The organism is Burkholderia sp. MS389, from assembly GCF_016899425.1.
GTDB classification, from domain to species: Bacteria; Pseudomonadota; Gammaproteobacteria; order Burkholderiales; family Burkholderiaceae; genus Burkholderia; species Burkholderia sola.
The window spans coordinates 1,506,738-1,528,928 of the sequence record NZ_CP045994.1; the positions used below are offsets into that span (position 1 = coordinate 1,506,738).

Consider the following 22,191-nt stretch of genomic DNA (forward strand, 5'->3'; position numbering starts at 1 on the left):
GGCGCCGGCGTTTGAAGCCGTCTTTGCCAGACTGTCCCCGCACGCCATGAAAGCTGCCGAAATCCGCGAGAAATTCCTCAAATTCTTCGAATCGAAGGGCCACACGATCGTCCGCTCGTCGAGCCTCGTGCCCGGTAACGACCCCACGCTGATGTTCACGAACTCGGGCATGGTCCAGTTCAAGGACGTCTTCCTCGGCACGGACCCGCGCCCGTACTCGCGCGCCACGACGGCGCAGCGCAGCGTGCGCGCGGGCGGCAAGCACAACGACCTCGAGAACGTCGGCTACACGGCGCGCCACCACACGTTCTTCGAGATGCTCGGCAACTTCTCGTTCGGCGACTACTTCAAGCACGACGCGATCAAGTTCGCGTGGGAGCTGCTGACCACGGTCTACCAGCTGCCGAAGGACAAGCTGTGGGTCACCGTCTACCAGGAAGACGACGAGGCGTACGACATCTGGGCGAAGGAAGTCGGCGTGCCGACCGAGCGGATCATCCGGATCGGCGACAACAAGGGCGCGCGCTACGCGTCGGACAACTTCTGGACGATGGGCGACACCGGCCCGTGCGGCCCGTGCACCGAAATCTTCTACGACCACGGCCCGGACGTGTGGGGCGGCCCGCCGGGGTCGCCTGAAGAAGACGGCGACCGCTACATCGAGATCTGGAACCTCGTGTTCATGCAGTTCAACCGCGACGCGCAGGGCAACATGACGCGCCTGCCGAAGCAGTCGGTCGACACCGGCATGGGCCTCGAGCGTCTCGCCGCGGTGCTGCAGCACGTGCACAGCAACTACGAGATCGACCTGTTCCAGAACCTGATCAAGGCCGCCGCGCGCGTGACCGAGATCAGCGACCTCACGAACAACTCGCTGAAGGTGATCGCCGATCACATCCGCGCGTGCTCGTTCCTGATCGTCGACGGCGTGATCCCCGGCAACGAAGGCCGCGGCTACGTGCTGCGCCGGATCGTGCGCCGCGCGATCCGCCACGGCTACAAGCTCGGCCGCAAGGGCGCGTTCTTCCACAAGCTGGTGGTCGACCTCGTCGCCGAGATGGGCACCGCCTATCCGGAGCTGAAGGAAGCCGAGCAGCGCGTGACCGACGTGCTGCGCCAGGAAGAGGAGCGCTTCTTCGAGACGATCGAGCACGGGATGTCGATCCTCGAAGCCGCGCTGGCGGATGTCGAAGCGAAGGGCGGCAAGGTGCTCGACGGCGAGCTCGCGTTCAAGCTGCACGATACCTACGGCTTCCCGCTGGACCTGACGGCCGACGTGTGCCGCGAGCGCGGGATGACGGTCGACGAGCCGGCCTTCGACGACGCGATGGCGCGCCAGCGCGAGCAGGCGCGCGCGGCCGGCAAGTTCAAGGCCACGCAGGGCCTCGAATACTCGGGCGCGAAGACCACCTTCCACGGTTACGAGGAAATCGCGTTCGACGACGCGAAGGTCGTCGCGCTGTACGTCGACGGCTCGGCCGTCAACGAAGTGAAGGCTGGCCAGGATGCGGTCGTCGTGCTCGACCACACGCCGTTCTACGCGGAATCGGGCGGCCAGGTCGGCGACCAGGGCGTGCTCGCGAACGCCGCGACGCGCTTCGCGGTGGCCGACACGCTGAAGGTGCAGGCCGACGTGATCGGCCATCACGGCACGCTGGAGCAGGGCCTGCTTAAGGTGGGCGACGTGCTGCGCGCGGAAATCGACGCGCATCGCCGCGCGCGCACGCAGCGCAACCACTCGGCCACCCACCTGATGCACAAGGCGCTGCGCGAGGTGCTCGGCGCGCACGTGCAGCAGAAGGGTTCGCTCGTCGACGCGGAAAAGACCCGTTTCGACTTCGCGCACAACGCACCGATGACCGACGACGAAATCCGTCGCGTCGAGCAGATCGTCAACAACGAAATCCTCGCGAACGCGCCGGGCATCGTGCGCGTGATGCCGTACGACGAAGCGGTGAAGGGCGGCGCGATGGCGCTGTTCGGCGAGAAGTACGGCGATGAAGTGCGCGTGCTCGATCTCGGCTTCTCGCGCGAACTGTGCGGCGGCACGCACGTGCACCGCACCGGCGACATCGGCCTGTTCAAGATCGTCGTCGAAGGCGGCGTCGCGGCCGGCATCCGCCGCGTCGAGGCGATCACCGGCGACAACGCGGTGCGCTACGTGCAGGAGCTCGACGCACGCGTGAACGAAGCCGCGGCCGCGCTGAAGGCGCAGCCGTCGGAACTCACGCAGCGCATCGCGCAGGTGCAAGAGCAGGTGAAATCGCTCGAGAAGGAGCTGGGCGCGCTGAAGTCGAAGCTCGCATCGAGCCAGGGCGACGAGCTCGCGCAGCAGGCCGTCGAAGTCGGCGGCGTGTACGTGCTGGCCGCGACGCTCGACGGCGCCGACGCGAAGACGCTGCGCGAAACGGTCGACAAGCTGAAGGACAAGCTGAAGCGCGCGGCGATCGTGCTGGCGGCCGTCGAAGGCGGCAAGGTCAGCCTGATCGCGGGCGTCACGCCGGACGCGAGCAAGAAGGTCAAGGCCGGCGAGCTCGTGAACTTCGTCGCGCAGCAGGTCGGCGGCAAGGGCGGCGGTCGTCCGGACATGGCGCAGGCGGGCGGCACCGAGCCGGCGAACCTGCCGGGCGCGCTGGCCGGCGTGAAGGGCTGGGTCGAAGAACGGCTCTGATCGTTGCACGAACGATGCGATGCCGCCCCACCGACGGTATCGCGTGAATCGAAAAACGACCCGATCGGCAGATGCCGGTCGGGTCGTTTTGTTTGTGCGGGCCGTGCAGGCTGTGCGCGTCGATCGCCACGGCGGCGCGCGAATCCAGGTCAGGCCGGCACGGTCGCGGCCGGCTTCGCCGCGTCGTCAGGCTGAGGCGTGGCTTCGGTGAGCGCATCGCGCAATGCTGCGAGCGCCGCCGACGCATAACCGCGCCGCCACCCGAGCAGCGTGTCGATGCCCGCGAGTTCGGGAATCGTGTGCGCGGCGACGTTGCCGGTTTCAGGCTGCAGATCGAGCACCGAGCGCGGCGCGACCGCGACGCCCGCGCCGGCCGCGACGCACGCGACGATCGCGTGATACGAGCCGAGTTCGAGCACGCGCGCGGGCTTCACGCCGTGCGCCGCATACCACTGCTCGACGTATTTGCGATAGGCGCAGCCACGCTCGAACGCGATCAGCGTCGGCAGGATCACGTCGCGCGGCGTGCGTACCGGCGGATGGCCGCGCGGCGTGAGCAGCACGAGATCCTCGCGAAAGATCGGCATCGTCTCGAACGTGTCGGGCAGCGCGTCCGGCTCGGGCGGGCGCGCGAACAGCGCGGCGTCGATCTCGAAGTCGCGTACGCGGTCGATCAGGCAGCCCGTCGTGCCCGTCAGCAGTTCGAGCGACACGTTCGGCCACGCATGGTGGTAGCGCGCGAGGAGGGCCGGCAGGCGGCTCGCGGCCGTGCTTTCCATCGTGCCGAGCCGCAGCCGGCCGCGCGGCGTGTCCTCGCGCACCGCGTCGCGCGCCTCGTCGGCGAGCGCGAGCAGGCGCTCCGCATACGGCAGCAGCGTATGCCCGGCCGGCGTCAGCACGAGCCGGCGGCCGTCGCGCACGAACAGCGCCGCGCCGAGTTCTTCCTCGAGCTGCTTGATGCGCGTCGTGACGTTCGACTGCACGCGATTGAGCTTGGCCGCCGCGCGCGTCACGCCGTTCTCGCGCACGACCGCCCGGAAGATCGCCAGCGCCGCCAGGTCCATGATTCTCTCCGAAGGATGGGTTGATTCTTAATTATTCATTTTTTGAGAACGGTCGGTCAAGCTAGGATGAACCCATTCCGATTTCCGATCCGGCCGGCGTGCGCGCAGCGCCGGCCTTTGCCGCCATGTCCCGCTTCGATGCCCTGACCGCCGCCGCCCGCGGCCTTTCGTCCGACCAGGCCGACCGCCGTGCCCGCGCGGCCGCGCTCGCCTGCATGGTCGGCCTGGCCGTCGTGCTCGGCGTCGGCCGTTTCGCGTTCACGCCGCTGTTGCCGCTGATGCTCGCGGACGGCTCGATCGGTCTGAAAGCCGGCAGCTGGCTCGCATCGGCGAACTATGCGGGGTACTTCGCCGGCGCGGTCAGTTGCGCGGCGCTGCGCGTCGCGCCGGCGCGGATGGTGCGCTTCGGGCTCGCGGCGACCGTGCTGCTGACCGCCGCGATGGGCGTCGGTCACGCGCTGCCGGTGTGGCTCGTCGTGCGTTTCGTCGCGGGCGTCGTCAGCGCATGGACGTTCGTGTTCGTGTCGCAATGGGGGCTGCGGCGGCTGGCCGAGCTGCATGCGCCCGAATGGAGCGGGGTGATCTATGCGGGGCCGGGCGTCGGCATCGTGGTGACGGGGCTGATCGGCAGCGCGCTGGCCGGCCGACACGCGGCGGTGGGCTGGCTCGGTTTCGCGGCGTTGTCGGCCGTGCTGTCAGTCGCGATCTGGCGCACGTTCGGTGCGGCGCCGGCTCCGACACCGGCGCACACGCAGGCGACGCCACCGGCCGCCGCGCCGCATACGGTCACGAGCGCGTCGGCGTCCCCGGCAGCACGGGCCGGCACGCGAAGCCGCCGCGCGGACGCCGCGTGGCTCGTCGCGCTGTACGGCGCACCGGGCTTCGGCTACATCATCACCGCGACGTTCCTGCCGGTGATCGCGCGCGCCGCGCTGCCGGCCGGCTCGCCGTGGCCCGACTTGTTCTGGCCGATGTTCGGTGCGGCGCTGATCGTCGGCGCGATCACCGCCGCGCGGCTGCCCGGGCACTGGGACAACCGGCTGCTGCTGGCGGCCGGCTGCGCGACGCAGGCGCTCGGTATCGCGGCCGGAATCGTGTGGCCGAACGCGGCCGGCTTCTCGATCGGCAGCGCGCTGCTCGGGTTGCCGTTTACCGCGATCACGCTGTTCGCGATGCGCGAGGCGCGGCGCCTGCACGGCGAGCGTGCGGCCGGACTGATGGGCTATGCGACCGCATCGTACGGCGTCGGGCAGATCCTCGGGCCGCTCGTCGCGGCGCCGCTGGCCGCGCGCTTCGGGTCGTTTACGCCGGCGCTGTGGGTCGCGGCGGCGGCGCTGCTGATCGGCGCCGCCGGCTTCGCGGCGACCGCCGCATGCGGGCGCGGGTCGCCCTGATGCCGGTGGGGCCGGATCGTCTCGGGCGCGGGCAAACTCGCTAGAATGAAGCCTTTTCCGCGCCGAGCGGACGCGCGACGCGGCCTTCAGGCCGAGGCCGGGCGCTCGCCAGATCCCCATCGATGACCACCGCCGACTACCGCTTTTGCCCGCGCTGCGCGAACCCGCTGACCGAGCGTGCCGATCCCGACCATGAGGGCGGCCGCATCCGCCAGGCCTGTCCCGACGACACCTGCGGCTACGTGCACTGGAACAACCCGCTGCCGGTCGTCGCCGCGATCGTCGAACTCGACGGCAAGATCCTGCTCGCGCGCAACGCCGCGTGGCCCGAAGGGATGTTCGCGCTGATCACCGGCTTCCTCGAAAACGGCGAGACGCCCGAGGACGGCATCGCGCGCGAGGTGTTCGAGGAAACCGCGCTGAAGGCCGAGCAGGTATCGCTCGTCGGCGTGTACGAATTCATCCGCAAGAACGAGCTGATCATCGCGTACCACGTGCGGGCGTCGGGCACGGTGTCGCTGTCGCCGGAACTGCTCGAATACAAGCTCGTCGATCCGCCGCTGCTGCGCCCGTGGCGCGCCGGCACGGGCATCGCGCTCGCCGACTGGATGCGCGCGCGCGGCCTCGATTTCGAATTCGTCGACCGGCCGGGGCAGTGACGGGCCTGCCTGCCCGCAGGGTGTCGTCCGCCGTGCCGCGCGCGATCGCGGCGCGGTGCTTCGCTGCTGGCCGGCGCGTCGCTTCATGCGGCCGCCGCGCGTCGTCCCGATCGTCTCTTTCGTTCCCTTCGCCTCCCTCGTCCTGAGCGCCATCGCCATGTCCGACAAGCCGCAGCCGCGTCCGCGCGACGCCTATCGCCACTTTCTGCCGATCACGACCCGCTGGATGGACAACGACGTCTACGGACACGTGAACAACGTCGTCTACTACAGCTACTTCGATACCGTGGTGAACGAGTACCTGATCCGCGCGGGCGTGCTCGACGTCGAGCACGGGCAGACGATCGGGCTCGTCGTCGAGACGCAGTGCAACTACTTCGCGCCGCTCGTGTTTCCGCAATCGGTCGACGCGGGGCTGCGCGTCGTGAAGCTCGGCACGTCGAGCGTGCGCTACGAAGTCGGGCTGTTCGCGCAAGGCGACGCGTCGCCCGCCGCGCAGGGGCATTTCGTGCACGTGTACGTCGATCGCGGCACGCGCCGCCCGGTGCCGCTGCCCGACGCGCTGCGCGCCGCGCTCGAACCGCTCGCCGCCTGACGCGACGCGGTGCACGCGTTCGCGCTCCAGGCCTTCAACGGCCTCAGCTATGGCTTGCTGCTGTTCATGCTGTCGGCCGGCCTCACGCTGATCTTCAGCGTGCAGGGCGTGCTCAACTTCGCGCATGCGAGCTTCTACATGCTCGGGGCTTATGTCGGCTACAGCATCGCGGCTCATGCGGGCTTCTGGCCCGCGCTCGTGCTCGCGCCGCTCGCGGTCGGGCTGCTCGGCGCCGGCTGCGAACGTGTGCTGCTGCGCCGCGTGCAGGCACGCGGCCATACGAGCGAACTGCTGCTGACCTTCGGGCTCGCGTACCTGATCGGCGAGGGCGCGAAACTCGTGTGGGGTCTCGCGCCGCTGCCGGCGCCCGTGCCGCCGCTGTTCGACGGCGCGCCCGCGACCGTGTTCGGTCTTGCGTTGCCGCGTTACCGGCTGTTCATGATGGCGATGTCCGCGACGATGCTGGTCGCGCTCGGCGTGCTGCTGCGTGCGTCGCGCATCGGGCTCGTCGTGCGCGCGGCGCTCACGCATCGTGCGGCGGTCGAGGCGCTCGGCTACGACGTGCCGCGCGTGATGACGGCGCTGTTCGGTGCGGGCACCGCGCTCGCGGCGCTGGCCGGCGTGATCGGCGCGCCGCTTGCGGTGATCGAGCCCGCGCTGGCCGAGACCGTCGGGTCGGTCGTGTTCGCGGTCGTCGTGATCGGTGGCCTGGGTTCGCTCGGCGGCGCATTCGTCGCGTCGCTCGCGGTCGGCTTCGCGCAGACCTTCGCGGCCGCGAGCGACACGTCGCTGCGCGATCTCGCGCAATGGACGGGTATCGCGCTGCCCGACAGCGTGGCCGCGGTGTCGATCGCGCAACTGGCGCCGCTGGTGCCGTACCTGCTGCTCGTCGCGGTGCTGTTCGCGCGGCCGCGCGGGTTGTTCGGCGAGCGTGTCGATGCGTAGCCGCGCACTCGCCGGATGCGTGCGCTGGGCGCTGTTCGCCGCCTGCTTCGCGCTGCCCGCGTGGCTGTGGCCGCACGGCGCGGTGCTCGGCTATCTGGCGCAGACGGCCGCGCTCGTCGTGCTCGCGCTGTCGTACAACCTGCAGCTCGGCACGACCGGGCTGCTGTCGTTCGGGCATGCGGCGTTCGCGGGCTTCGGCGCGTTCGCGGCCGCGCACTGGTTCAATCACGTCGGCGGCCCGCTGCCGCTGTTGCCGCTCGTCGGCGGCGTGGCCGGCGCGGGCTTCGGGTGCGTCGCCGGGCTGCTGGCGACGCGCCGTTCCGGTACCGCGTTCGCGATGATCACGCTCGGGCTCGGCGAATGCGTCGCGGCGGCTGCGTGGAGCGTGCCCGCGTGGTTCGGCGGGATCGGCGGCGTGCCGATCGACCGCGCGAGCGGCGCGCCGTGGGGCAACGCGCATTTCGGCGCGCCGGCGCACGCGTATGCGCTGATCGCCGCGTGGTGCGTCGTGTCGGCATGGGCGATGCATGCGCTGAGCCGCACGCCGCTCGCGCGGCTCGCGAACGCGGTGCGCGACAACCCGGCGCGCGTCGCGGCGCTCGGCACCGATCCGCGCCGCGTGCGGCTCGCGATGGTCGCCTGCGCATCGTTTTTCGCCGGCGTCGCCGGCACGCTGACGCTGATCGACGTCGAGATCGCGACGCCCGACAGCGTATCGATGGCGCGCTCGGCGACCGTGCTGATCGCCGCGGTGATCGGCGGCACCGGCGCATTCTTCGGGCCGGCGGCCGGCGCGGCCGTGCTGACCGCGCTGAGCATCGTCGTCGCGGGCGTGTCGCGCGCGTGGGCGCTGTATCTCGGCGTGCTGTTCGTCGCGATCGTCGTCGCCGCGCCGGGCGGGATCGCGGGCATCGCGCAGGCATTCGCGCATGCGCTGCGGCGCGAGGCCCCGGCGACCGAGCGGTGGCGGCTGCTGTGCGCCATCGGCGCGTGTGCGTTCTGGGGCGTCGCGATCGTCTGCGCGGCCGAGCTCGGCTATGCGTGGCGCTTCGCGCAGGACGACGGCACGGGCGTCGCGTTCGGCGCATGGGGCATCGACGCCGATACGCCGATCGGCTGGGCCGTCGCGGGTTCGGCGGCCGGCATCGGCATCCTGCTGTGGGGCTGGCGCGCGCGGCTCGGGCACGGCGCGGCGGCCGCCACGCGGGAGGACGCGCGATGAACGGCAACGCGATCGCGCTGCACGGCATCGTGCAGCGCTTCGGTGCGCAGACCGTGCTCGACGGTGTCGATCTGCGCATCGCAGCCGGCGAGCGCCACGCGCTGATCGGGCCGAACGGCGCGGGCAAGTCGACGCTGTTCGGCGTGATCGCCGGGGCGACGCGGCCGACGCGCGGGCGCGTCATGCTGCACGGCGTCGCGCTGCGCGGGCGCGGGCCGGTCGTCGCGAGCCGCCTCGGCATCGGCCGCAGTTTCCAGCAGACGAGCGCGTTCGCGCGCCTGAGCGTATTCGACAACCTGCGCTGCGCGGCGCTGCATGCGCCGGCCGAACGGCGGCGCTGGTGGAACCGGCTGCGCGACTCCGCGTCGGTCGATCTCGCGGCCGCGCGCGTGCTGCACGACATCGGCCTCGACGCGCGGCGCGACACGCCGGCCGGCGAACTCGGCTATGCGGAGCAGCGCGCGCTCGATCTCGGCATTGCGCTCGCGAGCGGCGCGCGGACGCTGCTGCTCGACGAGCCGACGGCCGGCATGAGCCGCGCGCAGGCCGCGCGGATGATCGCGTTGATCCGCGCGACGACGCAGGGCCGCACGGTCCTGATGATCGAGCACGACATGGACGCGGTGTTCGGTTTCGCCGAACGCATCACGGTGCTCGTGCGCGGCACGGTGGTCGCGACCGGCGCGCCCGACGCGATCCGCGCCGATCCGCGCGTGCGTGCCGCGTATCTGGGCGAGGGTGCGGCATGAGCGTGGTGCTCGACATTCGCGGGCTGCGCGCGTGGTACGGGATGCAGCCCGTACTCGATGGCGTCGATCTCGCGCTCGCGCCGGGCGAGACGCTCGCGCTGCTCGGCCGCAACGGCTCCGGGCGCTCGACGCTCGCGAAGGCCGTGATGGGGCTCGTGCGCACGGCCGGCTCGGTGCGCATCGCCGGCGCCGAATGCGCAGGGGCGCGCACGTTCGAGATCGCGCGGCGCGGCGTCGCTTACGTGGCCGAAAGCCGCGACGTGTTCCCGCTGCTGACCGTGCGCGACAACCTGCGACTCGGTTTGCGCGGCGTGAGCGGCGCAGCCGAACGGGCGGCGCTCGACCGCCTGTTCGACCGTTTTCCGCTGCTGGCCGCGCGCGCGGACGTGAAAGCCGGGCGGCTGTCGGGCGGGGAGCAGCAGGTGCTCGCGCTGGTGCGCGCACTCGCCGGCGGCCCGCGCGTGCTGATCGTCGACGAACCGGCCGAGGGGCTCGCGCCGCTCGCGGTCGACGAAGTCGGCGCGTGTCTCGCCGCGCTGCAGGCCGACGGCGTCGCGATCGCGCTGATCGAGCAGCGGCTGCAGCTCGCACCGCGGCTCGCGCGACGCGTCGCGGTGATGGGGCGGGGAAGGATCGTCTACGACGGCGGGCTCGACGGGCTGTACGGCGAGGTGGCCGACGCGTGGCTGAGCGCGGGCTGACCACGCCCGGTCGATTGTTCGGCAAACTCCGCCAGTCAATTCGCGTCGAGCCGCTTTATCGCTGCGGTGCCGCAACGTAAATTTCCAGTCAGGCCGATTGCCGCGGCAACATCGTCGCGGCAACCGGCGCCATCCATCGAAGGTCTTCTGACTGAGGAATGAAATCATGAGCAAGCTGGCAGGCAAGGTAGCGGTCGTCACGGGCGCCTCGAAGGGCATCGGCGCGGCGATCGCGAAGGCACTGGCCGACGAGGGCGCAGCGGTCGTCGTCAACTATGCGAGCAGCAAGGCGGGCGCGGATGCGGTCGTGAGCGCGATCACCGAAGCGGGCGGCCGCGCGGTCGCGGTCGGCGGCGACGTGTCGAAGGCCGCCGATGCGCAGCGCATCATCGATACCGCGGTCGACACGTACGGCCGTCTCGACGTGCTCGTCAACAACTCCGGCGTGTACGAATTCGCGCCGATCGAAGCGATCACCGAAGAACACTACCGCCGGCAGTTCGACACGAACGTGTTTGGCGTGCTGCTGACCACGCAGGCGGCCGCCAAGCATCTCGGCGAAGGCGCGAGCATCATCAACATCAGCTCGGTCGTGACCAGCATCACGCCGCCGGCCAGCGCCGTGTACAGCGGCACGAAGGGCGCGGTCGACGCGATCACCGGCGTGCTCGCGCTCGAGCTCGCTCCGCGCAAGATCCGCGTGAACGCGATCAACCCGGGGATGGTCGTGACCGAAGGCACGCACAGCGCGGGCATCATCGGCTCCGATCTCGAAGCGCAAGTGCTCGGCCAGACGCCGCTCGGCCGCCTCGGCGAGCCTAACGACATCGCGTCGGTCGCCGTGTTCCTCGCATCGGACGATGCACGCTGGCTGACCGGCGAGCGCCTCGTCGCGAGCGGCGGGCTGCGCTGAGTCGGCATGAGTGGGGCCTGCGCGAGGCAACGTGCCCCGCGATCACCGCGTCGCAGGCCCCGCCGTCGTGGCATCCCCGCAGCGCAGCTCGGTCGGGTTTGCGAAAACGCGAATTTCGATATTTAATTCCTCTGAAGTGATCCGGCAGGTTTGAACGGTTTGCGGCCGGATGCAAACGGCGCACGTCGCTGGCAGGTCGAGCGAACATCGGCGGTGCGGCGCTCGACATGCGGCCGACGCCGGCATGGTTCGTTTTCGGGGAAGCGGGACATGAGACGTGCGGTCATCACGGGGATCGGCATTGCGTCCAGCATCGGCAGCGATGTCCCGACCGTGCGCGACGCGCTGCGCGCGGGCCGCAGCGCCATCGTGTTTTCCGAATCATTCAGGGACGCGGGACTGCGCAGCCACGTCTGGGCGCCCGTCGAGGCGCCCGCGCCGGATCGCGTCGATCGCCGGCATCTCCGATGGATGACCCCTGCCGCGCTGCAAGCATTCGCATGCATGCAACAAGCGATCGACGACGCGCGGCTGCCCTCGCGCCTCGTGTCGAACGAGCGCGCCGGCGTGATCGTCGGCAACGCGTGCGGGGTGTCGCTCGGTTACGTCCATGCGGTCGATGCGATGCGCACGCGTGGGTTGCGCGGCGTCGGCGCGTACGACATCGTGCATTCGATGCCGTCTGTCCATGCCGCGTGCCTTGCCGTCGCGTTCGGCGTGCGCGGCGTGAGCTACGCAATCTGCGGTGCGTGCGCCGCATCGGCACAGTGCATCGGCCATGCCGTCGAATTGATCAGGGCCGGCACGCAGGACATCGTGTTCGCCGGCGGCGCCGAAGAACTGGGGTGGGAAGTCGCGTGCCAGTACGATGCAATCGGCGCGCTGTCGACCCGCTTCAACGATACGCCGGTGCGCGCGTCGCGCCCCTACGATGCGGACCGCGACGGCTTCGTGATTTCAGGCGGCGCAGGGATCGTCGTGGTCGAGGAAATGAATCATGCAATCGAGCGCGGCGCGCCCGTCTATGCGGAAGTGATCGGCTACGGCACGACGACCGACGGTATCGACATGGTCGTGCCGTCCGGCGAAGGCGCCGAGCGCAGCATGAGGCTCGCATTGCGCGGTATCGATTTGCCGATCGACTATCTGAACACGCACGGCACGTCCACGCCCGTCGGCGATATCCGCGAATTACGCGCGATCCGGAACGTGTTCGGCGAGGCCGCGCCGCCGGTGTCGTCGACCAAGTCGACGACCGGCCACGCGCAGGGTGCGGCCGGTGTGCACGAATTCATCTATGCGGTGCTGATGATGAACGACGGATTCATTGCGCCGAGCATGAACATCGGGCAGCTCGACGACGGCGCGTGCGGCTTCGACATCGTCACGGCGACCACGCAGCGGAAACTGACGACCGTGATGACGAACAGTTTCGGTTTCGGCGGGGTCAATGCGACGCTCGTCATGACGAACGCCTATCGCGCGCAGATGCAATAGCGCGCCGCCGCATGCGTTTCCCTGAACTGCCGATTTCTCCCGGAGGTGTCGACATGCAGGTTGCTCCCAGCCATCGCAGCCATCATTTTTCGTTGCGCGTGCCGTTCGTCGATGTCGATCTCGGCGGCGTCGTCTATCACGCGAACTACCTGCGCTGGTTCGATCAGGCCAGGATGGAATGGTATCGCGCCAACGGTATCGATCTCGCGCACATGATGGCCGAACTGCGAACCGGACTCATCGTCTGCCGCATCGAGACGGCGTTCCTGTCGCCGGCGCGTCACGACGAACCGCTGACGATCCGCACGACGCTGACCGAGCTCACGCGTGTGCGTATCGCGTTCCAGCAGGAGGTCTATCGCGACGATACGCTGCTGGCAAAAGGGCGAACGGGGCTCGCCGGCGTGAATCTCGACACGCTGCGGCCGGTTCGGATTCCGTTTGCGTTTCGCGTCGAATGAAAGACGCATGCCGTGGCGCTGCGCGACCCGTAGACCGCCGGCCGCGAGCGGCCGCTACGCGCTCATCGCCAGCGCATTCGCGCCGACGTGCCACCGCAGGCATTCGACGACGAGCGCGTGATTGGCTTCGGAGCCGAGCCCCGCGATCGTCATCGCGCCGACGATGCCGGCGCCGGCAATCCGCAGCGGCACGCCGCCGCCGTCGAGCGCGTAGTCGTCGTCCGACAGGCCGTGCGAGCGCAGCGACCAGCCGGCACGCCGAAAGCATGCGCCGACCGCGAGCGAACTCTGGCCGAAACGCAGCACCGTGTTCTGTCGGCGGCGGATCGCCTCGCTGTCGTGCGCGTCGCTGCCGTCGAGCGCGCAGTAGAACAGCGGCGCCTGCCCGCCGACGATGCCGACCGCGATCGGCAGCCCGCGGCGCGACGCGAGGTTGACCGCGATTTCTCCGATGCGGCGTGCGACGGCTGCATTGAAGTGCGGCAGCGCCGGGTTCGACGCATCGTCGTTGAAGGCGTGGGGTTCGAGGCGAAAGGGGGGCGTCACCATGGCGGCTCCGTCGCGTTGCCGGCACTGTACGCGCGTGCCGGGCGTCGCATCGTCACGGGCCGCGCGCGGGCCCGTCTTTCGTTCAGTGCTTCGGCGTTTCGGCACGTCGACGTTTCAGCGTTTCAGCGCTTCAACGTTTCGGCGCCGCGTCGAGCATCCACTCGTGCGCGGGATCGTTCCTGAACGCCCACGCGCGGCTCGGGCCCGCCATCACGTTCAGGTAGTACAGGTTGTAGCCGTGCGGTGCGACGACCGGGTGATAGCCGCGCGGCACCATCACGACGTCGTGGTTCTCGACCGCGCACGCCTCGTCGAGGCTGCGGTCGTCGGTGTATACGCGCTGGAACGCGAAGCCCTGCGGCGGATCGATCCGGTGGTAATAGGTTTCCTCGAGCGACGTCTCGTCGGGCGCCGCATCGCGGTCGTGCTTGTGCGGCGGATAGCTGCTCGAATGGCTGGCCGGCGTGACGACTTCGACGACGAGCAGCCGGTCGGCGGCCGGGTTGTCGCCCATCAGGATGTCGCATACGTAGCGCGTGTTGGTGCCTTGCCCGCGCACCGAGCGGCGCATCCGTTCGCCGTCGAGGCGCTGAACCCGCTTGTCGCCGCTCGCGTACGGCGCGGTGCACAGCGCGACTTCCGCATCGCGCGTCGCGACCAGCGTGACGGTCTTGCCGCCCGGCACGTACAGCGCGTCCGGCGACACGTCCTCGAACACACTGTCGCGCTTGCCGAGCGCGTCGTACGTCTCGCCGTCGACTTCGGCGCGCACCGTGCCCGTCAGCACGACCACACACAATTCGCGCGTGTCGGTGTCGAGCGTTTCGGTGTCGCCGGCCTTCAGGCGCAGCGCGCGAAAGCCGACGTGCTTCCAGCCGGCCGATTCGGGCGTGACGTTGCAGATTTCGCGGTCGGCGGATGCCTTGACCAGCAGGGGTGAAATCGTCATGAAATAAGTCTCCGCAATAGGGTAGGGCGCGAACGCTCAGGCGCTTGCGCGCGAACTCACGCGCTCAACCGGTCGACGATCGCGCGCAGCGATTCGTAGCCCTTCTTCGCATACGCATAGCTCGGCGCGACGGCCGGGTCCTGCTCGGCCTCGACGACGAGCCAGCCTTCGTAGCCGGCGTCCTTCAGCGTGCGCAGCGTCGCGTCGTAGTCGAGCGCGCCGTCGCCCGGCACCGTGAAGGTGCCGTTGATCACGCCGTTCAAAAAGCTCCAGCCGTCGTTGCGTGCCTTGCTGACGACCTGCGGCCGCACGTCCTTGCAATGCACGTGCGCGACGCGCGACACGTGCTTCTGCAGCAGCGCCACCGGGTCGGCCGCGCCGCCGAAATACGCGTGGCCGGTGTCGAACAGCAGGAACACCTTCGCGGGATCGGTCAGCGCCATCAGCCGGTCGACGTCGTCCGGCGACTCGACGTACGCGCCCATGTGGTGATGGTACGCAAGCTTGATGCCGTACGTGTCGAGCAGGTGCGCGCCGAACGCGTCGAGACGCGCCGCATAGCGCCGCCACGCTGCATCGTCGACGAAACGCGGCCGCTTCGCGACCGGCGTGTCGATGTTGCCCTGGATCGTGCCCGCGCATTCGCCGTACACGACGACCTTCACGTCGTTGTACTGCAGCTTCGTCATATGCGCGCGGCAGCGCTCGATTTCCGCCGCGACCGCATCGGCATCGGTCATGCCCGGCGCGACTTCCGCGAGGAAGCCCGAATACCAGCCCGACACGCACACGAGCCCGAATTCGGCGAGCTTCGCCTTCAGTTCGGGGCCCGTCTTCGGAAACTTGTTGCCGAGCTCGAAGCCCGCATAGCCGATTTCGGCGCCTTCCTTCAGCGCCGTCTCGAGCGGCGTCTCGCCGCCGAGCGACGGCAGGTCGTCGTTCATCCACGACAGGGGATTGATACCGATGCGGACGTTCCAGCTCATGACGGGTTTCCTGGGTTCGAATGTTGTTGTGTCGGCGCGGCCGATGGAAAGGGGCGCGGATCAGCGCCGCTGGCGGGTCTTCGCGTCGAGATACGCGCGGTGCGCCGCTTCGACGCCGGCGCGTTCGGACACCTGCGGCACCGCGACTTCCCACCACGCGCCGCCGTCGTCGGTCGTGCGCTGGTGCGTGGTGTCGATCACGAGCACCTGGCTCGTCGTCGCCGCCCGCGCGCGCTTCATTTCGTGGCGCAGCTCGCCGATGTCGCGCACGTGCACGGCTTCGGCGCCCATCGCGCGCGCATGCATCGCGAAGTCGATCGTCGAGCGTTCGCCGCCTTCGGGCACGCAGTCGTCGAGCATGTTGTTGAAGCTCGCGCCGCCGCAATTGAGTTGCAGCCGCTCGATGCAGCCGTAGCCGCGGTTGTCGAGGATCACGACGATGAGCTTGCGGCCGAGCATCACGGACGTCGCGAGTTCCGCGTTGAGCATCATGTACGAGCCGTCGCCGACGATCACGATCACTTCGCGCTCGGGCCGCGCGAGCTTCGCGCCGAGGCCGCCCGCGACCTCGTAGCCCATGCACGAATACGCATAATCCATGTGATAGTTGCCCGGCACGCCGCTGCGCCACAGCTTGTGCAACTCGGCCGGCAGCGTGCCGGCCGCGCAGACGACGAGATCGTCGCGCGCGCTGTCGCGTCCCGCGTCGGCCGCGGAGTCGCGCACCGCGCCGATCACTTCCGCGTCGTACGGCAGCGTGTCCTTCGGAATCCGTGTGGTCAGGTCCGTCACGCGCGCGTTCCATGCGGCGGCCTGGTCGCGGTTCGCGGCGGTCCACGCCGGGTCGGCGCGCCAGCCGGCCAGCGCGGCCGACAGCTGGCCGAGGCCCGTGCGCGCATCGGCCACCAGTTGCCGGCCGCGTTTCTTGCCCGCGTCGAACGGCTGCACGTTCAGGCTCAGCAGCGCCGCGTCGCCGTAGAGCGCGTGCGAACCGGTCGTGAAATCCTGCAGCCGCGTGCCGACCGCGAACACGACGTCGGCCTGCGCGGCCGCGCGGTTCGCGGCGGGCGAGCCCGTCACGCCGATCGAGCCGAGGTTCAGCGGGTGGTCCCACGCGAGGCTGCCCTTGCCGGCCTGCGATTCGGCGACCGGCACGCCGTGCGTGTCGGCGAACGTGCGCAGCGCATCCCACGCCTGGCTGTACAGCACGCCGCCGCCCGCGACGATCAACGGCTTCTTCGCGGCCTTCAGCACGTCGAGCGCATCGGCGAGCTCGAGTGCGTCGGCCGGCGGCCGGCGCATCCGGATCACCGGCGGCGCGAAGAAATCCTCGGGCCAGTCGTACGCGAAGGTCTGCACGTCCTGCGGCAGCGCGAGGCACACGGGCCCGCACTGCGCGGGATCGGTCATCACCTGGATCGCGCGCGGCAGCGCGACGAGCAATTGCTCGGGCGACGTGATGCGGTCGAAGTAGCGCGTGACGGGCCGGAAGCAGTCGTTCGCGCTGACGTCGCCCTGTTCGAAATCCTCGACCTGCTGCAGCACCGGGTCGGGCAGCCGCGACACGAACACGTCGCCGGGCAGCAACAGCAGCGGCAAGCGGCCGACGTGCGCGAGCGCGGCCGAGGTCAGCATGTTGGTCGCGCCGGGGCCGATGCTCGACGTCGCGGCCATCATCCGCTGGCGGAAATGCGCTTTCGCGAACGCGACGGCCGCGTTGGCCATCCCTTGCTCGTTGTGCGCGCGAAACGTCGGCAGCCGGTCCTTCTCCGCATGCAGCGCCTCGCCGAGCCCGGCCACGTTGCCGTGGCCGAAGATCGCGAACACGCCGCCGCAGTACGGCAGGATCTCGGTCCGGCCGTCGGGCTGGACGACTTCGGCGCGCAGGGCGGCCAGGTAGCGCACGAGCGCCTGGCTGACGGTCAGTCTTACGGTGGTGGTCATCGTCGGTCGATAGAGAGAGGTCGGGTGGTCGTCACGAACACGGGCATCAGGCCGCGGCGGCGCGCGCGGCGGCCCGGCGGCCCAGCCACGCGTCGACCAGTTGCGCGAAGTTGCCGGCCACTTCGTCGATCAGCGCCTGGTCGTCGATCCGGCCCGCGAACCAGTTCAGCGACGCATCGGCCCACAGCGTGCGCCCGACCATGAAGCCCTTGACGATCGGGTTGGTCGCCGAGCGGAAGCTGTCGACGAGGTATTGCAGCGGCTGGTTCAGCCCGAGGATCACCGCGCCGCGGCAGTACGGGTCGCGCTCGGCGATCAGCGCGGCGAGCCGCGCCCAGCCGTCGGCGGTGAGCGGCGTGAGCTTCCACCATTCGGGTTTCACGCCGAGGTTGTAGAAGCGCGCGACCGTGCGCAGCACCGCGTCGTCCTCGGTGCCGGCCGGCGTGACCGCGCGCGGCGGAATCATTTCCAGCAGCAGCTCATTGCCGCTCGCGCGCGTGGCTTCCCACAGCTCCAGCACGCGCTGCTCCTGTTCGACGCGCAGGTCGACGTGGTCGTCGGGGTGATAGTGGACGAGGCACTTCACGACCTGTTCGGTCGGCCAGTGCGTGAGCGACGAGCCGACCGAACGCGTGTCGTCGAACCGCAGCGGCCGCGAGCCCGGCAGTTCGACCGGACGGCCGACCCACCAGCCGCGCCCGGTGGCCGACGCGAGCGCGTCGCTGCCGTACGCACCGCCGTCGATCAGCACGCCGACGTGGCCGGCGATCCCGCGATCGCGCTCGACCTGTTCGACCGCGCGCACGAGCAGGCGCTTCAGCGTCTTGATCCGCGCTTCGTCGGCGCCGGCCTGCACCGCGAGCTCGTAGAACTGGCTGCGATGGTCGAATGCCATCACGCAGAGATCGTCCCATTCGCGGCGCGGCACCGTCACGCGATGCAGGTGCGCGAGCGTGCGGTCGGCGTCGACCTGCGGATTGCGGCTGCCGTCGAACCAGTGCGCGAGTTCGGCCGGCGTCGGCATCGCGGCCGAGCACGCGTGGCGCGACACGACGATCGCGCCGCACGCGTTCGCGATGCGCGTCGATTCGGCCCAGTCGCGCCCGCGCAGCAGCCCGGACAGCAGCCCCGACAGGAACGCGTCGCCCGCGCCGAGTACATTGAGCACGTCGACGCGCTCGCCGAGAAAGGTCGGCGCATCGTCGATGCGCGCGGGAACATCGCCTTCGATCACGCAGCAGCCGAGCGCGCCGCGCTTGACGACCAGCGTCGCGTTCGTGATCGCGCGCACCGCCTGCAACGACGCGATCAAATCATCCGGCACACCGCCCGCGATCAGGAATTCCTCCTCGGTGCCGACCAGCAGGTCGAATTCGCCGAGCACCTGCTGCAACTGCCGTGTCACCTGCGCGTCGGGCACGTAGCGGTTTTCGCCGGCGCCGCGCGCGGTCAGCCCCCACAGCACCGGCCGGTAGTCGATGTCGAGGATCCGCACGGCGCCGTGGCGGCGCGCATACGTCAACGCGGTCAGCGACGCCTCGCGCGTGCCCGGCGTCGACAGATGCGTGCCGGTGATCGCCAGCGCGCGGCAACCGGCGATGAAGTCCTCGCTGATCTCGTCGGCGCGCACGGCCATGTCCGCGCAGTTCTCGCGCACGAACAGCAGCGGGAACGTATCGCGATCCTTCAGCCCGAGCAGCACCAGCGCGGTGAGGCGCTCGCGGTCGGTCTGCAACTGGCTCGTGTCGCAGCCTTCGCGCTCGAGCGTCTCGCGCAGGAAGCGGCCCATCTGCTCGTCGCCGACGCGCGAAATCATCGCGGTCTTCAGCCCGAGCCGCGCGACGCCGAACGCGACGTTGCCGGACGAGCCGCCGAGATACATCTGGAAGCTGCGCGCGTCCTCGAGGCGGCTGCCGTACTGCTGCGCATAGAGATCCACGGCCACGCGGCCGAGGCAGGCGAGATCGATGGGGCGGTCACTCGGAAAGTTCAGCAGGCTCATATCACGTGTCACGCTCGCGGCCGGCGTTCGGCGCTGCCGGCAGATTAGGGGACCGAACCGGCGGCGGCTGTCGCGGCAGGTGCTGCACGACGCGAGGCGGCCTGTCGCCGGGATTCGGGCTACGGAACGGAGTCTAGACTTTTTGGAAATCTAGTTCCCTAGGTGAAATCACGTAGAAATAAATTTCCAAATTGTCGAGGAAGTGATCTACAGTTTCATCCGGATGCTTCAGTCCCGATCGGACCCGATGGGGCCCCGATCGGACTCGGCCCGGCGGCGCGCAACGCGCCGTCTTCCGCCCCCCGGAGATGAGGAGACAGATTGATCATGAAGACCAAGCTGATGGCCGTCGCGGCCGCCGCGATCCTGGCTGCGCCGCTCGCGCATGCCGAGAAGATCGGCGTGACGATGGCATCGTTCGACGACACATTCCTGACCATCCTGCGCAACAGCATCGCCGATTCGGCGAAGAAGGACGGCGCGACGGTGCAGATCGAGGACGGCGGCAACGACGTCGGCAAGCAGTTGAGCCAGGTCCAGAACATGATCGCGCAGAAGGTCGACGCGATCATCGTGAACGCGGTCGATACCGACGCGACGCCGAAGATCACGAAGATGGTGACCGCCGCGAAGATCCCGCTCGTCTACGTGAACCGCAAGCCGGTCGATTTCGACAAGCTGCCGGCCGGCGTCGCGGTCGTCGCGTCCGACGAAAAGCAGTCGGGCACGCTGCAGGCGCGCCAGGTGTGCAAGCTGCTCGGCGGCAAGGGCGACCTGCTGGTGCTGATGGGCGAGCTGTCCAACGAATCGGCGCGCGCCCGCACCAAGGACATCGAGGACGTGATCGCGACGAAGGATTGCGCGGGCATGAAGATCGTCGACAAGCGCGAAGGCAAGTGGAGCCGCACGCAGGGCCAGGACATCACGATGAACTGGCTGAGCTCCGGCACCAAGTTCGACGCGATCATCTCGAACAACGACGAAATGGCGATCGGCGCGATCAACGCGCTGAAGGCCGCACGCAAGCTGACGCCGAAGACGGTCGTCGCCGGCATCGACGCGACGCCGGACGGGCTCGCGGCGATGAAGGCCGGCGAGCTGAAGGTGTCGGTCTACCAGAACGCGACCGGGCAGGGCGCGCAGGCGGTAGCCGCGGCGCTCAAGCTCGCGAAGAAGCAGCCGGTCGATCGCTACGTGAACGTGCCGTTCGAACTCGTGACGCCGGAGAACATGAACCAGTACGCGAAGCACTGACCGGTTTTTCCGCTGAACTGCGCGGGCCCGGCGCGGCCGGGTTCGCGCGCGATTTTCGAGGTACGTCCATGTTTACAGCCAGGATCGCGCGCTCGACGGCCAGCGAAAGCGCACCGGCCGCTTCGTCCGTCGCGCCCGGTGCGCCCACGGCCGACTGCGTGCTCGAGGTGCGCGGCGTCGGCAAGTCCTTTCCCGGCGTCGTCGCGCTCGACGGCGTGCAGTTCCGCGTGCGCCGCGGCACCGTGCATGCGCTGATGGGCGAGAACGGCGCCGGCAAGTCCACGCTGATGAAGATCATCGCGGGCGTCTACACGCCCGACCAGGGCGAAATCCTGATCAACGGCGAACCGGTCGTGCTGAACGGCCCGCTCGATGCGCTCGATCGCGGGATCGCGATGATCCATCAGGAACTCAACCTGATGCCGTACATGACGGTCGCGGAGAACATCTGGATTCGCCGCGAACCGAAGAACCGCTTCGGCCTGATCGATCACGCGGCGCTGCGCCGCCGCACGGCCGCGCTGTTCGAGCGGCTGTCGATCGACATCGATCCGGAGACCGACGTGCGCACGCTGACGGTCGCGAGCCGGCAGATGGTCGAGATCGCGAAGGCCGTGTCGTTCGACTCGGACGTGCTGATCATGGACGAGCCGACCTCCGCGCTGACCGACAAGGAAGTCACGCACCTGTTCCGGATCATTCGCCAGCTCCGCGAGCAGGGCAAGGGCATCGTCTACATCACGCACAAGATGAACGAGCTGTTCGAGATCGCCGACGAGTTCTCGGTGTTCCGCGACGGCAAGTACATCGGCACGCATGCGTCGACCGACGTCACGCGCGACGACATCATCCGCATGATGGTCGGGCGCGAGATCACGCAGATGTTCCCGAAGGAAGAGGTGCCGATCGGCGACGTCGTGCTGTCGGTGAAGGATCTCTGCGTCGACGGCGTGTTCCGCGACGTGAGCTTCGAGCTGCGCGCGGGCGAGATTCTCGGCGTCGCGGGCCTCGTCGGCTCGGGGCGCTCGAACGTCGCGGAGGCGCTGTTCGGCGTCGTGCCGGCCACGTCGGGCGAGATCCGCATCGACGGCAAGCCGGTGCGGATCGCGACGCCCGCGCAGGCGATGAAGCACGGGATGGCGTTCCTCACCGAGGACCGCAAGGATTCCGGCTGCTTCCTGAATCTCGACCTGCTCGCGAACATGGAAGCGGCGGTGCTCAGCCGTCGCTACGTGAAGTTCAACTTCGTGCAGCAGGCGCAACTGAAGCGCGACTGCGAGGAAATGAGCCGGATGCTGCGCGTGAAGTCGCCCGGGCTGCACGAGGAAATCCAGAACCTGTCGGGCGGCAACCAGCAGAAGGTGCTGATCGGTCGATGGTTGCTCACGCAACCGCGCATCCTGATCCTCGACGAACCGACGCGCGGCATCGACGTCGGCGCGAAGGCCGAGATCCACCGGCTCGTCAGCGCGCTCGCCGGCAAGGGCGTCGCGGTGCTGATGATCTCGTCGGAAATGCCGGAAGTGCTGGGGATGAGCGATCGCGTGATGGTGATGCACGAAGGGCGCATGACCGGCATCGTCGATCGCAAGGACGCCGACCAGGTCCGCATCATGGATCTCGCGTCGCGCTGAGC

General features: G+C 69.3%; 19 protein-coding genes. 13 read left to right on the forward strand and 6 right to left on the reverse strand.

The window, feature by feature from the left end; all coding sequences use genetic code 11:
* Positions 1-46: 46 nt before the first annotated feature.
* Positions 47-2,671 carry an alanine--tRNA ligase gene (alaS, locus tag GJG85_RS07030; protein ID WP_089488356.1) on the forward strand — a complete coding sequence of 875 codons (2,625 nt, stop codon included), beginning with the start codon at positions 47-49 and terminating at the stop codon, positions 2,669-2,671.
* A gap of 149 nt (positions 2,672-2,820) precedes the next feature.
* Here alaS and GJG85_RS07035 read toward each other — a convergent pair whose 3' ends face one another.
* A complete protein-coding gene (locus GJG85_RS07035) occupies positions 2,821-3,735 on the reverse strand; it encodes a LysR family transcriptional regulator (RefSeq protein ID WP_089488357.1) in 915 nt (304 codons plus the stop codon).
* 125 nt (positions 3,736-3,860) lie between these two features.
* Here GJG85_RS07035 and GJG85_RS07040 point away from each other — a divergent pair, with 125 nt between their 5' ends.
* The 10 genes from GJG85_RS07040 (at position 3,861) to GJG85_RS07085 (ending at position 12,871) form a co-directional block, all read left to right on the forward strand.
* Positions 3,861-5,129: a YbfB/YjiJ family MFS transporter gene (locus GJG85_RS07040; protein WP_204383806.1), complete on the forward strand. Its 1,269-nt coding sequence runs from the start codon at positions 3,861-3,863 to the stop codon at positions 5,127-5,129.
* 122 nt (positions 5,130-5,251) lie between these two features.
* On the forward strand, positions 5,252-5,788 hold the full coding sequence (locus GJG85_RS07045) for an NUDIX domain-containing protein (protein ID WP_124595257.1): 537 nt from the start codon (positions 5,252-5,254) through the stop codon (positions 5,786-5,788).
* Between the two features lie 157 nt (positions 5,789-5,945).
* Positions 5,946-6,383 (forward strand): thioesterase family protein, encoded by a 438-nt coding sequence (locus GJG85_RS07050; RefSeq protein WP_027787751.1) that lies wholly within the window; start codon positions 5,946-5,948, stop codon positions 6,381-6,383.
* Between the two features lie 9 nt (positions 6,384-6,392).
* The gene (locus GJG85_RS07055; protein WP_124631701.1) at positions 6,393-7,328 is read left to right on the forward strand and encodes a branched-chain amino acid ABC transporter permease; all 936 of its coding nucleotides are present in this window, start codon (positions 6,393-6,395) and stop codon (positions 7,326-7,328) included.
* Entirely contained in the window at positions 7,321-8,550 is a 1,230-nt protein-coding gene (locus GJG85_RS07060; RefSeq protein ID WP_089488360.1) for a branched-chain amino acid ABC transporter permease, read from the forward strand. The genes GJG85_RS07055 and GJG85_RS07060 overlap by 8 nt, the downstream gene beginning before the upstream one ends.
* A complete protein-coding gene (locus GJG85_RS07065) occupies positions 8,547-9,299 on the forward strand; it encodes an ABC transporter ATP-binding protein (RefSeq protein ID WP_050017593.1) in 753 nt (250 codons plus the stop codon). The genes GJG85_RS07060 and GJG85_RS07065 overlap by 4 nt, the downstream gene beginning before the upstream one ends.
* Complete coding sequence (locus tag GJG85_RS07070) at positions 9,296-10,000, forward strand: ABC transporter ATP-binding protein (protein ID WP_089488361.1); 705 nt, start codon at positions 9,296-9,298, stop codon at positions 9,998-10,000. Before GJG85_RS07065 ends, GJG85_RS07070 begins: the two co-directional genes overlap by 4 nt.
* Positions 10,001-10,166: 166 nt before the next feature.
* Positions 10,167-10,913, forward strand: coding sequence for a glucose 1-dehydrogenase (locus GJG85_RS07075; RefSeq protein ID WP_050017591.1), 747 nt, complete (start codon positions 10,167-10,169; stop codon positions 10,911-10,913).
* Between the two features lie 270 nt (positions 10,914-11,183).
* Positions 11,184-12,410: a beta-ketoacyl synthase N-terminal-like domain-containing protein gene (locus GJG85_RS07080; RefSeq protein ID WP_089488362.1), complete on the forward strand. Its 1,227-nt coding sequence runs from the start codon at positions 11,184-11,186 to the stop codon at positions 12,408-12,410.
* Positions 12,411-12,463: 53 nt separating this feature from the next.
* Positions 12,464-12,871, forward strand: a complete 408-nt coding sequence (locus GJG85_RS07085) for a YbgC/FadM family acyl-CoA thioesterase (RefSeq protein ID WP_050017589.1) — start codon at positions 12,464-12,466, stop codon at positions 12,869-12,871.
* Between the two features lie 54 nt (positions 12,872-12,925).
* Here the strand turns inward: GJG85_RS07085 and GJG85_RS07090 are convergent, their stop codons facing one another.
* From GJG85_RS07090 to iolC, 5 genes are all read right to left on the reverse strand, one after another.
* Positions 12,926-13,420: a heme-degrading domain-containing protein gene (locus GJG85_RS07090; protein ID WP_204383808.1), complete on the reverse strand. Its 495-nt coding sequence runs from the start codon at positions 13,418-13,420 to the stop codon at positions 12,926-12,928.
* A 130-nt stretch (positions 13,421-13,550) separates the two neighbouring features.
* Complete coding sequence (gene iolB / locus GJG85_RS07095) at positions 13,551-14,369, reverse strand: 5-deoxy-glucuronate isomerase (protein WP_089488363.1); 819 nt, start codon at positions 14,367-14,369, stop codon at positions 13,551-13,553.
* Positions 14,370-14,425: 56 nt separating this feature from the next.
* Positions 14,426-15,355, reverse strand: a complete 930-nt coding sequence (iolE, locus tag GJG85_RS07100; RefSeq protein ID WP_050017585.1) for a myo-inosose-2 dehydratase — start codon at positions 15,353-15,355, stop codon at positions 14,426-14,428.
* A 60-nt stretch (positions 15,356-15,415) separates the two neighbouring features.
* A complete protein-coding gene (iolD, locus tag GJG85_RS07105; protein WP_089488365.1) occupies positions 15,416-17,299 on the reverse strand; it encodes a 3D-(3,5/4)-trihydroxycyclohexane-1,2-dione acylhydrolase (decyclizing) in 1,884 nt (627 codons plus the stop codon).
* Positions 17,300-17,345: 46 nt separating this feature from the next.
* Entirely contained in the window at positions 17,346-19,301 is a 1,956-nt protein-coding gene (iolC, locus tag GJG85_RS07110; RefSeq protein WP_050017583.1) for a 5-dehydro-2-deoxygluconokinase, read from the reverse strand.
* A gap of 327 nt (positions 19,302-19,628) precedes the next feature.
* Here iolC and GJG85_RS07115 point away from each other — a divergent pair, with 327 nt between their 5' ends.
* Entirely contained in the window at positions 19,629-20,555 is a 927-nt protein-coding gene (locus tag GJG85_RS07115; protein WP_050017638.1) for a sugar ABC transporter substrate-binding protein, read from the forward strand.
* Between the two features lie 68 nt (positions 20,556-20,623).
* Complete coding sequence (locus tag GJG85_RS07120) at positions 20,624-22,189, forward strand: sugar ABC transporter ATP-binding protein (protein ID WP_089488367.1); 1,566 nt, start codon at positions 20,624-20,626, stop codon at positions 22,187-22,189.
* The last annotated feature ends 2 nt before the right edge of the window (positions 22,190-22,191 follow it).